Annotated in this window: 17 protein-coding genes and 1 pseudogene; 13 read left to right on the top strand and 5 right to left on the bottom strand. The window is 63.1% G+C overall.

The genetic code is table 11. The annotated features are described in order from the left end of the window. The first annotated feature begins 17 nt into the window (after positions 1 to 17). From A9K71_RS07175 to A9K71_RS07165, 3 genes are all read left to right on the top strand, one after another. Positions 18 to 548 carry a hypothetical protein gene (locus tag A9K71_RS07175; RefSeq protein WP_066992469.1) on the top strand — a complete coding sequence of 177 codons (531 nt, stop codon included), beginning with the start codon at positions 18 to 20 and terminating at the stop codon, positions 546 to 548. 32 nt (positions 549 to 580) lie between these two features. Further along, positions 581 to 958: a VOC family protein gene (locus A9K71_RS07170; RefSeq protein ID WP_066992772.1), complete on the top strand. Its 378-nt coding sequence runs from the start codon at positions 581 to 583 to the stop codon at positions 956 to 958. A gap of 91 nt (positions 959 to 1,049) precedes the next feature. Further along, entirely contained in the window at positions 1,050 to 1,679 is a 630-nt protein-coding gene (locus A9K71_RS07165; RefSeq protein ID WP_066992466.1) for a MarC family protein, read from the top strand. A gap of 17 nt (positions 1,680 to 1,696) precedes the next feature. Here A9K71_RS07165 and A9K71_RS07160 read toward each other — a convergent pair whose 3' ends face one another. From A9K71_RS07160 to A9K71_RS07150, 3 genes are all read right to left on the bottom strand, one after another. After that, positions 1,697 to 2,122: an OsmC family protein gene (locus A9K71_RS07160; protein WP_066992463.1), complete on the bottom strand. Its 426-nt coding sequence runs from the start codon at positions 2,120 to 2,122 to the stop codon at positions 1,697 to 1,699. A gap of 104 nt (positions 2,123 to 2,226) precedes the next feature. Continuing rightward, positions 2,227 to 2,625, bottom strand: a complete 399-nt coding sequence (locus A9K71_RS07155) for a DUF2306 domain-containing protein (RefSeq protein WP_066992460.1) — start codon at positions 2,623 to 2,625, stop codon at positions 2,227 to 2,229. Positions 2,626 to 2,659: 34 nt separating this feature from the next. After that, positions 2,660 to 3,178 (bottom strand): single-stranded DNA-binding protein, encoded by a 519-nt coding sequence (locus tag A9K71_RS07150; RefSeq protein ID WP_066992458.1) that lies wholly within the window; start codon positions 3,176 to 3,178, stop codon positions 2,660 to 2,662. Positions 3,179 to 3,373: 195 nt separating this feature from the next. On the opposite strand from A9K71_RS07150, the gene A9K71_RS07145 reads away from it, so the two are divergent. The 9 genes from A9K71_RS07145 to A9K71_RS07105 all read left to right on the top strand — a co-directional run bounded on the left by A9K71_RS07145 (position 3,374) and on the right by A9K71_RS07105 (position 11,047). Further along, positions 3,374 to 3,754: a cupin domain-containing protein gene (locus tag A9K71_RS07145; RefSeq protein ID WP_066992456.1), complete on the top strand. Its 381-nt coding sequence runs from the start codon at positions 3,374 to 3,376 to the stop codon at positions 3,752 to 3,754. Between the two features lie 44 nt (positions 3,755 to 3,798). After that, positions 3,799 to 4,113, top strand: a complete 315-nt coding sequence (locus tag A9K71_RS07140) for a metalloregulator ArsR/SmtB family transcription factor (protein WP_066992453.1) — start codon at positions 3,799 to 3,801, stop codon at positions 4,111 to 4,113. Further along, a complete protein-coding gene (locus A9K71_RS07135) occupies positions 4,110 to 4,601 on the top strand; it encodes an SRPBCC domain-containing protein (RefSeq protein WP_066992450.1) in 492 nt (163 codons plus the stop codon). The genes A9K71_RS07140 and A9K71_RS07135 overlap by 4 nt, the downstream gene beginning before the upstream one ends. A 23-nt stretch (positions 4,602 to 4,624) precedes the next feature. Then, the gene (locus A9K71_RS07130) at positions 4,625 to 5,230 is read left to right on the top strand and encodes an ATP-dependent Clp protease proteolytic subunit (protein ID WP_066992448.1); all 606 of its coding nucleotides are present in this window, start codon (positions 4,625 to 4,627) and stop codon (positions 5,228 to 5,230) included. A gap of 81 nt (positions 5,231 to 5,311) precedes the next feature. Then, positions 5,312 to 5,578, top strand: coding sequence for a hypothetical protein (locus tag A9K71_RS07125; protein ID WP_095777817.1), 267 nt, complete (start codon positions 5,312 to 5,314; stop codon positions 5,576 to 5,578). Between the two features lie 749 nt (positions 5,579 to 6,327). Then, on the top strand, positions 6,328 to 9,249 hold the full coding sequence (uvrA, locus tag A9K71_RS07120; RefSeq protein WP_066992442.1) for an excinuclease ABC subunit UvrA: 2,922 nt from the start codon (positions 6,328 to 6,330) through the stop codon (positions 9,247 to 9,249). 35 nt (positions 9,250 to 9,284) lie between these two features. After that, a complete protein-coding gene (locus tag A9K71_RS07115) occupies positions 9,285 to 9,749 on the top strand; it encodes a GNAT family N-acetyltransferase (RefSeq protein WP_066992439.1) in 465 nt (154 codons plus the stop codon). 30 nt (positions 9,750 to 9,779) lie between these two features. Then, positions 9,780 to 10,583 carry a DUF72 domain-containing protein gene (locus A9K71_RS07110; RefSeq protein ID WP_066992436.1) on the top strand — a complete coding sequence of 268 codons (804 nt, stop codon included), beginning with the start codon at positions 9,780 to 9,782 and terminating at the stop codon, positions 10,581 to 10,583. A gap of 209 nt (positions 10,584 to 10,792) precedes the next feature. Continuing rightward, positions 10,793 to 11,047: a hypothetical protein gene (locus tag A9K71_RS07105; protein WP_066992433.1), complete on the top strand. Its 255-nt coding sequence runs from the start codon at positions 10,793 to 10,795 to the stop codon at positions 11,045 to 11,047. A 108-nt stretch (positions 11,048 to 11,155) separates the two neighbouring features. On the opposite strand, the gene A9K71_RS29995 is transcribed toward A9K71_RS07105, so the two are convergent. Together A9K71_RS29995 and A9K71_RS33000 are read right to left on the bottom strand one after the other, a co-directional pair. After that, on the bottom strand, positions 11,156 to 11,332 hold the full coding sequence (locus A9K71_RS29995; RefSeq protein WP_082953673.1) for a hypothetical protein: 177 nt from the start codon (positions 11,330 to 11,332) through the stop codon (positions 11,156 to 11,158). Between the two features lie 353 nt (positions 11,333 to 11,685). Then, positions 11,686 to 12,019: pseudogene (locus A9K71_RS33000) on the bottom strand (ATP-binding cassette domain-containing protein); the annotation flags it as partial. Positions 12,020 to 12,284: 265 nt separating this feature from the next. Between A9K71_RS33000 and A9K71_RS07095 the strand changes: the two are divergent. Further along, positions 12,285 to 12,677 (top strand): hypothetical protein, encoded by a 393-nt coding sequence (locus A9K71_RS07095; RefSeq protein ID WP_066992768.1) that lies wholly within the window; start codon positions 12,285 to 12,287, stop codon positions 12,675 to 12,677. Positions 12,678 to 12,690: the final 13 nt, after the last annotated feature.

Raw genomic sequence — 12,690 nt, 5'->3', positions numbered from 1 at the left:
CAAACGAGGCAGCAGCCATGACCGATCCCTTTGCCGAAGCCCTGCACAGCGGCGCTCCCAATCCGGATCTCGCCGAAAAGCTGAAACTCTACGGCCGTTTCATCGGCGCCTGGACCTTCGACGCCACGCGCACGCTGGAGGACGGCACCAGGCTAACCGGGCGCGGCGAGGTGCATTTCGGCTGGGTTCTGGAGGGCAAGGCGGTCCAGGACGTCTGGATCCTGCCGGCGCGGAATGCCGGGGTGCAAGCCTCTCTCGGGCCATGGACCTTCTACGGCACGACGTTGCGCGTCTACGACCCCGGCGCGGACGCCTGGCATATCTTCTGGAGCGATCCGCGCAACCAGTATTACAGCCGCCAGCTCGGCCGCGCCGAAGGCGACACAATCGTGCAGATCGGCGCCGACGGCACCGGCTCCTCGGTGCGCTGGAGCTTTTCGCACATCACCGAGAACGCCTTCCGCTGGCTTGGCGAGCGTTCGCATGACGGCGGCAAAACCTGGCGCATGGAGGTCGAGTTCCTGGCGCGGCGCTCGACTCCAGCCTGACCGATCAACCACCTGTAATCATGGAGAAAACGATGCTTGACCATATCTCGATCGGCGTCCGCGACTGCGACGCCTCGAAACGCTTCTACGACGCCGCTTTGGAGCCCCTCGGCTACTCGTGCCTCAGCCAGTCACCCGGCTCGCTCGGCTACGGCGCCAGGACCGTAGAACTCTGGGTCAATGAGGCCGGCCGGCCGGTCCGGGCCGACGCGGACTCCGGCCTGCACTTCTGCTTTGCCGCACCGACACGCGCCGGCGTCGACGCTTTCCATGCGGCGGCCTTGCTTGCGGGTGGCAAGGACAATGGCCGGCCCGGCCTGCGCGCCGCCTATGGCGACAACTACTACGCCGCCTTCGTAATCGACCCTGACGGCTACCGGCTCGAGGCTTATTGCAGCAAAGCTGAATAGCCGGCTGAAATCCTCCCGTCCTGTTCCCACCGCTCCCGCTTTGCTCTACGAATGCAGGGCTTGGGCTTCGCCAGGCGGGAGGGGACCAGCGATGCCGAGCTTCGACACCCTGTTCAACGCCTTCGTCACCATCCTGGTGACCATCGATCCGCCCGGGCTGGCACCGCTCTTCCTCGCCGTCACGCGTGGCATGAACCGGGACGAGCGCCAGCAGGTCTCGGTGCGAGCTTCGGTGATCGGCTTTCTGGTGATGGCGTTGTTCGCCGTCGCCGGCGCCTCGATCCTGTCGGTGTTCGGCATCACGCTGCCGGCCTTCCGCGTCGCCGGCGGCTTCCTGCTTTTCTTCATCGCCTTCGAAATGGTGTTCGAGCGCCGTCAGGACCGCAAGGAGAAGATCGGCGACGTCGCCATCACCAAGGACATGATCCACAACATCGCCGCCTTTCCGCTGGCGATCCCGCTGATCGCCGGTCCCGGCGCGATATCGGCGACAGTGCTGCTGTCAGGACACTTCGAGGGCTTTGCCGCGCAAGCGGCGCTGGTCGGCATCATCGCGATCTGTCTTGTGCTCACCTTTCTGGTGTTCGTGCTGGCAGAGCGCATCGACCGCATCCTCGGCCAGACCGGCCGCTCGATCCTGACGAGGCTGCTCGGCGTCATCCTGGCGGCGCTTGCGGTGCAGTTCGTCGCCGACGGCGTCAGGGCGCTGATGGCTGCCTGAGCAGCATCCCTACTGCCTTATTTCACCGCTGTATCGACCACCTCGAAATCATGCGTGACGGCCGCCGTCTTGGCCATCATGGCGGTGGCCGAGCAGTATTTCTCGATCGACAGGTCGATCGCCCGTTTCACCTTGTCGCGCGACAGCGCGCGACCCTTGACGATGAAATGCATGTGAATGCGGGTGAAGACGCGGGGTTCCGTCTCGGCACGATCCGCGTCCAGCTCGACCACGCAGTCCTCGACCGCCTCGCGACCTTTTTCGAGGATGTGGACCACGTCGTAGGCCGAGCAACCGCCGGTGCCGATCAGCACCAGCTCCATTGGGCTCGGCCCTGGCGTCCGGCCTTCCGGCCCACGCGCCGTGCCCAGCACGACTTTGTGACCGCTGCCGGACTCGCCGACAAAGGTGCGTTCCTCAACCCATTTGACGCGTGCTTTCACGATGATCTTCCTTAGACGCTGCTTTGCAAGCGGACTATCGCCGCAACTATCAACTATAGGCAATTCCGGACGGAAAACCGCGACGCACTTTCGCTCGAAATTGTTTATTGGCCGAATACGACCGTGTGCATGATGCGGCCGGGCACCAACGTGAAGATGCCGGCGCCGATCAGCGCAAATAGGTAGAGCTTGATCATGGCGCTGCGATGCGCGGCCACTTTATGGGTGTGCGCATACCAGACCGCCAGCGGGGCGGTGACAACCACCAGGATCGACAGGATGTGGATCGGGCTGAACGGCCCGATCAGGCGTATCTGCTGGATCCAGAAGCTCGAGACGGCGACGACCAGCATCAGCGCGGCCCAGGCATAGCCCAAGACGCGGTGGCGTGTCGTGCCTTTCGGCAATGCCAATTGCGCCCCGCCTATCGCCAGCGCGGCGAAGGCGGCGAACGCGTGCCATGGAATGGGAGGAGGCGCTGTCAGCAACGGTCCGAGCGACATCGCGCCTTCCCCTCAAACGACGATTGCGAGACCTTCAGAACGGAATCTCGTCATCCAGCTCGCGCGACGAACCACCGCCACCGCCCCTGGAACCGCCACCGCCGCCACGGCTGAAGTCTTCGTTCGGGCCCGACTGGCCGAAATCGGAACCCCGGGTGTTGCCGCCGCCGGCATAACTGCCGACCTGGCCGCCGCCTTCGCCGCGCGCGTCGAGCATCTGCAGCTCGCCACGGAATTTCTGCAGTACGACCTCGGTCGTGTAGCGATCGTTGCCGGTCTGATCCTGCCATTTGCGCGTCTGCAGCTGGCCCTCGACATAGACCTTCATGCCCTTCTTCAAATACTGCTCCGCCACCTTGGCGAGCTGGTCGTTGAAGATGACGACATTGTGCCACTCCGTCTTTTCCTTGCGCTCCCCGGAATTCTTGTCGCGCCAGCTTTCCGACGTGGCGATGCGGATGTTGACGACCGGGTCGCCCGAATTCAGGCGGCGGATTTCAGGGTCCGCCCCGAGATTGCCGACCAGAATGACCTTGTTGACGCTACCCGCCATCGTACTTCTCCGCGCTCATCCGAAACAAATTTTAAGTCGCTCACCTTACAGCCTGCGGTTCGCCCATGCCCGCGAAGGCTGGCTTTTCCCACAAGGTTTTTTGTTCTCTTTTCGTTCTAGTCTTGACCGCTGTTTCTGTCAAGGAATGTCAGCAACAGGTAGTATTCCTGAGCAGGAAACAAAGGGGACATCGGAATGAACGTTGTTTCGCATGAGGATCAGCCGCGCGAAACGTGGCGCGCCGGGGTCGAAACCCGCATGCATGTTGCCGCCGCCAATGGCGCGGCTGGCCTTTGCATATTCGAGCAGTGGGTCGGACCGGGTTCCGGCGCACCAACGCATGCGCATAAAGTCGAGGAAGTACTGACGGTGATTGCCGGCGAAGCCGAAATGTGGGTCGACGACCGACGGGCCGTGCTTGCCGCCGGGCAGTCCCTGATCATTCCCGCGCACCGCAAGCATGGCTTTCGAAACGTGGCTTCCGGCACGCTTCACATCCATGCCGTGCTCGCATCGCCAATCTTCGAGGCAAGCTTCGACGGAGCGGCGGAGCCGGTGAGACGCTGGACGGCCTAAAACGGCGCTTGCCAAACCAATAAGTATCGACTTATGCTTTGCGCATGACCGAAGCAGAGATTTTCCGGGCCCTGGCCGATCCGACACGCCGCGCCGTCTACGAGCGGCTCGCGGCCGGCGAATTGACGGTGTCCGAGCTGCGCGCCGGCGTGAGCGTGTCGCAGCCGGCCGTCTCGCAGCATCTTGCCGTGCTGCGCGGCGTCGGACTGGTGATCGAGCGGCGCGCCGGTCGCAACGCCTATTACCGCGCCGACCCTCAAGGGCTCGATCCCTTGCTCGGCTGGATCGAACGCTACCGCGCCTTCTGGCCGGAGCGCATCGAGCGTTTGAAGCGGGTTCTAAAGGAAATGGACCAATGACGACTGCCAAACACCCGGCAGCGGCCAACGCGCCGCTCAGCTTCGAATGCGAGCTTCCCGATCCGCCGGAAAAAGTCTGGCGGGCGCTCACCGAGCCGGAACTGCTCGCCGCCTGGCTGATGCCCAACGACATCAAGCCGGCGATCGGCGAGCGCTTTGCCTTTGCCGGACCAAACGCGCCGATCGAGTGCGAAGTGCTCGAGGCCGAGCCCGGCAAGCTGCTGCGCTATTCCTGGCGCGAGCGACCGGGCGTGGACGCTGCCGACCGGCTACCGGCATTCGACGGTCCCATCTTCGACAGCATTGTCACCTTCACGCTCGCGCGCACGGTTTCCGGCGGCACGCATCTCAGCATCGTCCATGATCGTTTCGCGACGGTCGCGCAACCTGTCGTCGCCGTTTCCGGCGCCGGCTGCGGGATTTCGCTCCACGCGCGCAAGAGCCCAGCTGCCGCCAACGCGCCAAGCATGATGCTGCGCGCGGCTTGACTAAAGAACCGAGGAGATCTGCGATGAGCGCCTTTGCCAATCTCGTGCCGATGGTGATCGAGCAGTCGAGCCGCGGCGAACGCGCCTTCGACATTTTCTCGCGGCTGCTGCGCGAACGCATCGTTTTCATCAACGGTGAGATCAATGACGGCGTGTCGGCGCTGGTCTGCGCGCAGCTCCTGTCGCTGGAATCGGACCATCCCGACAAGGAGATATCGATCTACATCAACTCGCCGGGCGGCGTGGTGACCAGCGGCTTCGCCATCTACGACACTATGCAGTACATCTCCTGCCCGGTGTCGACGGTGTGCATGGGCTTTGCCGCCTCGATGGGTTCATTCCTGTTGATGGCAGGCTCGCCCGGTCGGCGCATCGCGCTGCCCAACACCAGGATCGTGCTGCATCAGCCGCTCGGCGGCTTCCAGGGCCAGGCCTCCGACATCCAGCGCCACGCCGAGGACATCCTGCGCACCAAGCGCCACATGACGGAACTTTACGCCAAGCATTGCGGCCGGACCTATGACGAGGTCGAGCGCACGCTCGACCGCGACTATTTCATGACCGCCGAGGAAGCGAAGGCCTGGGGCCTCGTCGACCATGTCTACGACACGCGCAAGAAGGCGGCCTGACCGCGCGGCAAATTGATTGCGGCGCGTCTGGCCTCGCCTTCGGCGCGCCTCTATAGTTCGCGCATGATCCGAGCGCGTTCCTTGACGAATCTGGGTTTTGCCGTTGTCGCAGTCGCCGGCGTGCTTGCGGTCGGCACCGCCGCTTTTGCAGACGACAATTCGACACAAAAACTGCCCGGCGTGAGCAGCGACTACCGCATCGCCAAGCCCGCGCCGCAGCCCGAGCCTGACGACGCACTACCAGCCGGCAGCAACGGTACGTTCAAGATCGGCGACACCGATGTCAGGATTTCGGGCAGCATAACCATCGACATGGCAACGGGTGGCATCAGGCCTCCCAACCACTGAAGCTTACCCCGCATTGCGGACGCCAGCGACGGACCTCCGGCTCGCAAAATGCAAGCCCCGCCACTGCTTCCGCAGGTGGACGGGGCTTTCATGGATCTGAAACCCAATTTTAGCCGGGAGTGGACTGCCGGCGTTCTGTTTCGGATGCAACGCGGCTTTCAGCCGACGATCCGACTATGGTCTCTGATTGTAGGAATCGGCAGGTCACGTTTTTCGGGAGGCGCTCACGCCTACCCTGGCACTATGCCCGCCGCGGCTCCATCGCTTCGTGGAGCCTCAAGGGACTGTCCGGTGGCGTCATGCTCCGCTCCTGGTCCGTTGTGGCAATGTCGTCCGAAGCGCAAATCGCTGAAGCCTGCGGCGTCTCGCAGGCCACCTCTGGGTGACGAGGCCATCGACAGACGGCCGGCTTCGTTGACGCCTTTGAGACTGCCCCCATGGGTCCGAGACGTCAACCGTTGAAGAGCCGGTTACAGAAAAATGTGATCGATCGGAGGTTACGTCCAGGTAAGTCGAATGCCTTCGACTGATCGGTCGCGACGGTTTTTGCAGCCGCTGTTTCCACAGCGCTTTGTCAGGAGGGTGTTCGGCCTTTGTTCTTTCCGCTTGCCCGCTCGCGCGAAAGGCGGTTAAACGCTTTGGTCGAGATTGTGGCGTCTCTCGACGCGGCGACGAGATTACCTACATAGGGGATGGCCGGGACAAACCCGCCAATCCAGCAAATTCCAGACCTGAGGCGGCGACCGGCGATGGCCGACCAAAAATATCTTTCCATTCGCGGCGCGCGCGAACACAATCTCAAGAACGTCGATCTCGACCTGCCGCGCGACAGCCTGATCGTCATGACCGGCCTGTCGGGATCCGGCAAGTCGTCGCTCGCCTTCGACACCATCTATGCCGAGGGTCAGCGCCGCTATGTCGAAAGCCTTTCGGCCTATGCCCGCCAGTTCCTGGAGATGATGCAGAAGCCGGACGTCGACCAGATCGACGGCTTGTCTCCCGCCATCTCGATCGAGCAGAAGACGACCTCGCGCAACCCGCGCTCGACAGTCGGCACCGTCACCGAAATCTACGACTATATGCGCCTGCTCTTCGCCCGCGTCGGCATTCCCTATTCGCCGGCCACCGGCCTGCCGATCGAAAGCCAGACGGTCAGCCAGATGGTTGACCGCGTGCTGGCGCTGGACGAGGGCACGCGTCTCTACCTACTGGCGCCGATCGTGCGCGGCCGCAAGGGCGAATACCGCAAGGAACTTCTGGAGCTGCAGAAGAAGGGGTTCCAGCGCGTCAAGGTCGACGGCGTCTTCTACGAGATCGCCGACGTGCCGGCGCTGGACAAGAAATACAAGCACGACATCGACGTGGTCGTCGACCGCATCGTCGTTCGCGGCGATCTGGCGACACGGCTTGCGGATTCGATGGAGACGGCGCTGAAGCTCGCCGACGGTCTTGCGGTGGCCGAGTTCGCCGACAAGCCGCTCGACGCCAGCCGGACGGGCGAGGACTCGGTCAACAAGTCGAAGAACGAGACGCATGAGCGCATCATGTTCTCGGAAAAATTCGCCTGCCCGGTGTCCGGCTTCACCATTCCCGAGATCGAGCCCAGGCTGTTCTCCTTCAACAATCCGTTCGGCGCCTGCCCGACCTGCGACGGCCTCGGCAGCCAGCGCGCCATCGACGCCAACCTCGTTGTGCCGGACGAGAATGTCTCGCTGCGCGATGGCGCCATCAGCCCGTGGGCGAAATCGACCTCGCCCTATTACGCGCAGACGCTTGAGGCCTTGGGCAAGGCCTATGGCTTCAAGCTCGGCGACAAGTTCAAGGATCTGAGCGCCGAGGCGCAGCAGGCCGTGCTGCACGGCACGGGCGAGCGCGAGATCACCTTCCAGTATGACGACGGCCTGCGCTCCTACAAAACGACCAAGACCTTCGAGGGCGTCATCCCCAACCTCGACCGGCGCTGGAAAGAAACGGAATCGGCCTGGATGCGCGAGGAGATCGAGCGCTTCATGTCGGCCACCCCCTGCCCCGCCTGCAACGGCTACCGGCTGAAGCCGGAAGCGCTCTCGGTCAAGATCGCCGGCAGGCACATCGGCGAGGTCACGGAGCTGTCGATCCGCAAGGCCGACCAGTGGTTCACCGATCTGCCGGCGCAGCTCAACGAGAAGCAGAATGAGATCGCCGTCCGGGTGCTGAAGGAAATCCGCGAGCGCTTGCGTTTCTTGAACGATGTCGGCCTCGACTATCTGACGTTGTCGCGCAATTCCGGCACGCTGTCGGGCGGCGAGAGCCAGCGCATTCGTTTGGCCTCGCAGATCGGCTCCGGCTTGACGGGCGTGCTTTACGTCCTGGACGAGCCGTCTATCGGTCTGCACCAGCGCGACAATGCCCGCCTGCTCGATACGCTGAAGCACCTGCGCGATATCGGCAACACGGTGATCGTCGTCGAGCATGACGAGGACGCCATCCTGCATGCCGACTATGTCGTCGATATCGGCCCGGCCGCCGGCATCCATGGCGGTGAGATCATCGCGCAAGGCACGCCGCAGCAGATCATGGCGACGCCCGCCTCGATCACCGGCAAGTATTTGTCGGGCGAGCTCGAGGTCGCGACGCCGGCGGTGCGCCGCGAGGCGAAAAAGAACCGGCGTATCAAGGTCGTCGGCGCGCGCGGCAACAATTTGAAGAACGTCACGGCGGAGATCCCGCTCGGCACTTTCACTTGCGTCACCGGCGTCTCCGGCGGCGGCAAGTCGACCTTCCTGATCGAGACGCTGTTCAAGGCGGCCTCACGCCGCATCATGGGCTCGCGCGAGCATCCGGCCGAGCATGATCGCATCGAGGGCCTGGAGTTCCTCGACAAGGTCATCGATATCGACCAGTCGCCGATTGGCCGCACGCCGCGCTCCAACCCCGCCACTTATACCGGCGCCTTCACGCCGATCCGCGATTGGTTCGCCGGTCTGCCGGAGGCCAAGGCGCGCGGCTATCAGCCGGGCCGTTTCTCCTTCAACGTCAAGGGCGGCCGCTGCGAGGCGTGCCAGGGCGACGGCGTCATCAAGATCGAGATGCACTTCCTGCCCGACGTCTACGTCACCTGCGACGTCTGCCATGGCAAGCGCTACAACCGCGAGACGCTGGACGTGCTGTTCAAGGGCAAGTCGATCGCCGACGTGCTCGACATGACGGTCGAGGAAGGCGTCGAGTTCTTCTCGGCGGTGCCCGGCGTGCGCGACAAGCTCGATACGCTGAAGCAGGTCGGGCTCGGCTACATCCATATCGGCCAGCAGGCCACGACGCTGTCCGGCGGCGAGGCGCAGCGCATCAAGCTGGCCAAGGAACTGTCGCGCAAGGCGACCGGTAAGACGCTCTACATCCTCGACGAGCCGACCACCGGCCTGCATTTCCACGACGTCGCCAAGCTGCTCGAAGTGCTGCATGAGCTGGTCGACCAGGGCAACACGGTGGTGGTGATCGAGCACAATCTCGAAGTCATCAAGACAGCCGACTGGGTGCTCGACCTCGGCCCCGAGGGCGGCGACGGTGGCGGCGAGCTGGTCGCCTCCGGCACCCCGGAAGCGATCGTGCGCGAAAAGCGCAGCTACACCGGCCAGTTCCTGAAGGAGCTTCTGGAGCGGCGCCCCGGGGGCAAGCGCGAAGCGGCCGAGTGAGCGAGTGGGTCGGCAAGCGTTTGGAACAGTCTCAAATGAAGATCAGGCAAGCGCTTGCAGGTGATCTCCAAGCTGTCGTCGCGATAACCACGGACGCCTACGCCCCCTATACCGCCCTGTTCGGCGCGCCACCGATCCCGGTGACCGAGGACTATGCACCCCGCATTGCGCGCGGCGAGGTCTGGCTGCTGGAGGATGGTTCCGATCTGGCCGGGCTGCTTGTCCTCGAGCGGCACGACGATCATGCCATGATCTTCAGCGTTGCCGTTTCGCCGGCCTTCCAGGGCAGGAAACTCGGCATCGCGCTGCTCGACTTCGCCGACGAGCAGGCGCGGTCATGGGGCGTGCCGGAGGTGCGGCTCTACACCAATTCGCGCATGGAGCGGAACATCGCGCTCTATTCGGCTTACGGCTATCGGGAAACGGGTCGCCGCGCCAACCCTTACCGGCCAGGATGGATATTGGTCGACATGGCCAAGCCGGTCGACAAAGCAGCCTGAGCCGCATTCAAAACTCGGAGGAGGAAGACGATGAGCCAAGGCAAGATCCGCTCCGGCATGGGCGGCTGGACCTTCGAGCCCTGGGACACCTCCTTCTATCCGGACAAGCTAGCCAAGGCCAAGCAGTTGCACTATGCCAGCCGCCAGGTGCCGAGCATCGAGGTCAACGGCACCTATTATTCCAGCTTCAAGGAGCCGACCTTCGTCAAGTGGGCGAACGATACGCCGGACGGCTTCGTCTTTTCGCTCAAGGGCAACCGCTTCGTCACCAACCGCCGCGTGCTCGGCGAGGCCGGGGAATCGATAATGCGCTTCCTCGGCTCGGGCATTGTCGCGCTCGGCGACAAACTGGGACCGATCCTGTGGCAGTTCGCGCCGACAAAGAAGTTCGATGCGGACGATCTCGAGGCCTTCCTGAAGCTGCTGCCCGACAAGCAGGACGGCGTGCCGCTGCGCCATGCGCTCGAAGTGCGGCATGACAGCTTCATCGTGCCGGAATTTCCGGCTCTGGCGCGCAAATACAATGCCGCCATCGTCTATGCCGACCACGCCAAATATCCGGCGATCGCCGACGTCACCGGCGATTTCGTCTATGCGCGCCTGCAAACCGGCAGCGACGACAATCCCGATTGCTACACGCCGAAAGGGCTCGACGAATGGGCCGGCCGCGTCAAGACCTGGGCGGAAGGCAGGCAGCCGGCCGACCTGCCGCGCGCCGATCCCAAGACCGACGCGCCGGTCAAGCCGCGCGACGTGTTCGCCTATTTCATAAGCGAGGGCAAGGTGCGCGCGCCCTTCGGTGCCATGGCGCTGATGAAGCGGGTGGCGGCCTAAACTGCCGCGGCTCTTTGTTGGAACGCCGGAAGTTTGCCCGGCGCCGAACGCCGTCGGCGGTTGGCTTGTCGGAACCTGCCGGCCATGTTGACCGTTCTGTCCCAGCCGATCGCGAGGTCGGCGGAGGGTTATCTCGCCGAAAGATTCGGTACGGCGACCCTCGCGAAACGCTCGCCACATCCCGCAGCGTCGGAAAGGAGCGAGGGAAGATGGCCGTCATTCTCGGTGCGTTGCTTACCATCGCAGGCGTCGTCTACATGGCAGGCGCCACTTTGAGGCGCGGACGCCTGAGTGACCCGGCATCTACAGCGCCGGACCGTCCGGCGCCGAACCTGGCAACACCAGGCCCCACACTGGAGCCGCGGCGACGCGGACTCCGTTTCCTCGGCCTGTCTCAGAATTGGCCAGGTCTGGTGATGATGGCGGTCGGCATCATACTGCTGTTGTCGGTGTTCGTCCTCTGACCTTACGGAATGTCGGAGTCTTCGCTCGCAGCCGCGTGCTCGACATCCACCGCAGCGCCTGAAGCTCAGAGCAATTCCGGAACGGTTGAAGTCTTGCTGCTCAAACCGTCAGTGGTGCCCGATCACTTCGTTATAGGCGTCGAGGTCGACGTAAAAAACCTTGGTTATTTCGCCGAGCAGATCATCCTCGTCGTAGCCCTGCGACATCAGGATGTTGATCGCCGTCATGATATCGACCCGCTCGGTCAGCCGCCGCTTCTGATAGTCCTCGACAAAACGTTCCATCGCCTTCCCCTGGCAAGCTTTTGTTGGACGCATCGACCGACAATCACTGCGGGGAAAGCTAGGCAGGCTTGCTTGCGCGGACCTTGCGGGCGGAGCCCGCGCCATCCCCCTTCATCTCGACTGATACGGAAAGAGCCCGACTCACCAAGGCCATGAAAGACTAGCATGCGCTATTGGTCGCGCCAGAGCCGTCGAACACTTCGTCATCCTTCCGCGTAACGACTCGAACCGGAGCGAAGACCCAAGGATCCATTCCGTTACTTGGAAGCGTCATAAACGGTGCATAATCCGCAATGATCTAGGCGTCCGCACGAGGAATCTATTCTGCATCGCGAGACCGGCGACGGCGTGCGTAGCTTCGGCCGCTTCACCAGCGCCCGCCCGAGTGGCGAGCTGCCGCTGGTCACCGCACAGGTCGCCGCCGCGCCGCGAAGGCATCTGCCTCAGCACCGCAAACACCTCGAAGACATGCGAAGGAATGTTGCGGTCGCCGCGCCGAAGCGGCGCGAAGCCGGACTTCAGATTTTCGAGGACCGTGAGCAGCGGAGAAATCTCCCTGCCCTGCGGCACGATGCGATGCCCGACCGGGCGCGGTCATACGCCGCGCTCCGGTCGAGCGCCTTCCCCTCGAAGGCAACCCTTCCGCTCGTCAACCGGTGATGGTTGACGATCCGATCTCATCAAACTTGGTTGCAAGCGACGTGCCAAACGCGGACGCATGCGGGGATCAGGAGAAATAGTCATTAAATACAAACACTTCGCGCTTGAGAAGCGAATAAAACGACGCCGATCAAGCACCCTGGGTTTGAGAAAACGTTGCGCAACTCTGCCTAGATTTTGCCCAAATTATGAAATTGCCCAATGCTTAATCTCGTCTCCCTGCCGGCACTCGCCGGCCAGTTGCGGGGCAGCGGCAAAATGGGGCAAGGTCGCCGCCGAAATGAGCGACCGCATGGCCTTCCCGATTCGCATTCTTCTGAGCTTGCTGCTTCTTGCGTCGGCCGTGGGCAAGGCCCGCGCGGACTTCGCCGAAGGCAAGCTTCCGGACGGCGTCTATCATTGCGAGGTCTATCTGCTCGGCCTCTTCATCAATCTCGGCGACATCACCATCAAGGGCAATGTCTATAGCGGCCCAGTGACCTTCGGCACGTCGGGAACCTACAACTACCAGATGGACGCCAATGGCGAGATCAGCTGGCTCGGCCCGCTCGGCGGCTATACGAGCGGCGGCAACTCGATCTCGCTGACACAGGCGACGCTCGACGATCCAGGCGCTCCCTCCTTCGACATCATCATGAAGCAGCAGGACGGCGCCTTTACCGCCTCCACCTGCACGAAACATTGATCGAACAAGGAAC

It is taken from the genome of Mesorhizobium sp. WSM3873 (assembly GCF_001672445.1).
In the GTDB taxonomy this organism is placed as follows: Bacteria; Pseudomonadota; Alphaproteobacteria; order Rhizobiales; family Rhizobiaceae; genus Mesorhizobium.
Note: the sequence above shows the minus strand (reverse complement) of the source record. Positions and strands in the feature narration are given on the sequence as shown.

Bases quoted from the DNA above. Each gene is read 5' to 3' on its own strand.
- A9K71_RS07095 (WP_066992768.1), top strand. From the start codon at position 12,285: ATGGCCTTCCCGATTCGCATTCTTCTGAGCTTGCTGCTTCTTGCGTCG.
- A9K71_RS07110 (WP_066992436.1), top strand. From the start codon at position 9,780: ATGAGCCAAGGCAAGATCCGCTCCGGCATGGGCGGCTGGACCTTCGAG.
- A9K71_RS07105 (WP_066992433.1), top strand. From the start codon at position 10,793: ATGGCCGTCATTCTCGGTGCGTTGCTTACCATCGCAGGCGTCGTCTAC.
- A9K71_RS07155 (WP_066992460.1), bottom strand. From the start codon at position 2,625: ATGTCGCTCGGACCGTTGCTGACAGCGCCTCCTCCCATTCCATGGCAC.
- A9K71_RS07165 (WP_066992466.1), top strand. From the start codon at position 1,050: ATGCCGAGCTTCGACACCCTGTTCAACGCCTTCGTCACCATCCTGGTG.
- A9K71_RS07140 (WP_066992453.1), top strand. From the start codon at position 3,799: ATGACCGAAGCAGAGATTTTCCGGGCCCTGGCCGATCCGACACGCCGC.
- A9K71_RS07145 (WP_066992456.1), top strand. From the start codon at position 3,374: ATGAACGTTGTTTCGCATGAGGATCAGCCGCGCGAAACGTGGCGCGCC.
- A9K71_RS07135 (WP_066992450.1), top strand. From the start codon at position 4,110: ATGACGACTGCCAAACACCCGGCAGCGGCCAACGCGCCGCTCAGCTTC.
- A9K71_RS07115 (WP_066992439.1), top strand. From the start codon at position 9,285: ATGAAGATCAGGCAAGCGCTTGCAGGTGATCTCCAAGCTGTCGTCGCG.
- A9K71_RS29995 (WP_082953673.1), bottom strand. From the start codon at position 11,332: ATGGAACGTTTTGTCGAGGACTATCAGAAGCGGCGGCTGACCGAGCGG.
- A9K71_RS07150 (WP_066992458.1), bottom strand. From the start codon at position 3,178: ATGGCGGGTAGCGTCAACAAGGTCATTCTGGTCGGCAATCTCGGGGCG.
- A9K71_RS07175 (WP_066992469.1), top strand. From the start codon at position 18: ATGACCGATCCCTTTGCCGAAGCCCTGCACAGCGGCGCTCCCAATCCG.
- A9K71_RS07130 (WP_066992448.1), top strand. From the start codon at position 4,625: ATGAGCGCCTTTGCCAATCTCGTGCCGATGGTGATCGAGCAGTCGAGC.
- A9K71_RS07170 (WP_066992772.1), top strand. From the start codon at position 581: ATGCTTGACCATATCTCGATCGGCGTCCGCGACTGCGACGCCTCGAAA.
- uvrA (WP_066992442.1), top strand. From the start codon at position 6,328: ATGGCCGACCAAAAATATCTTTCCATTCGCGGCGCGCGCGAACACAAT.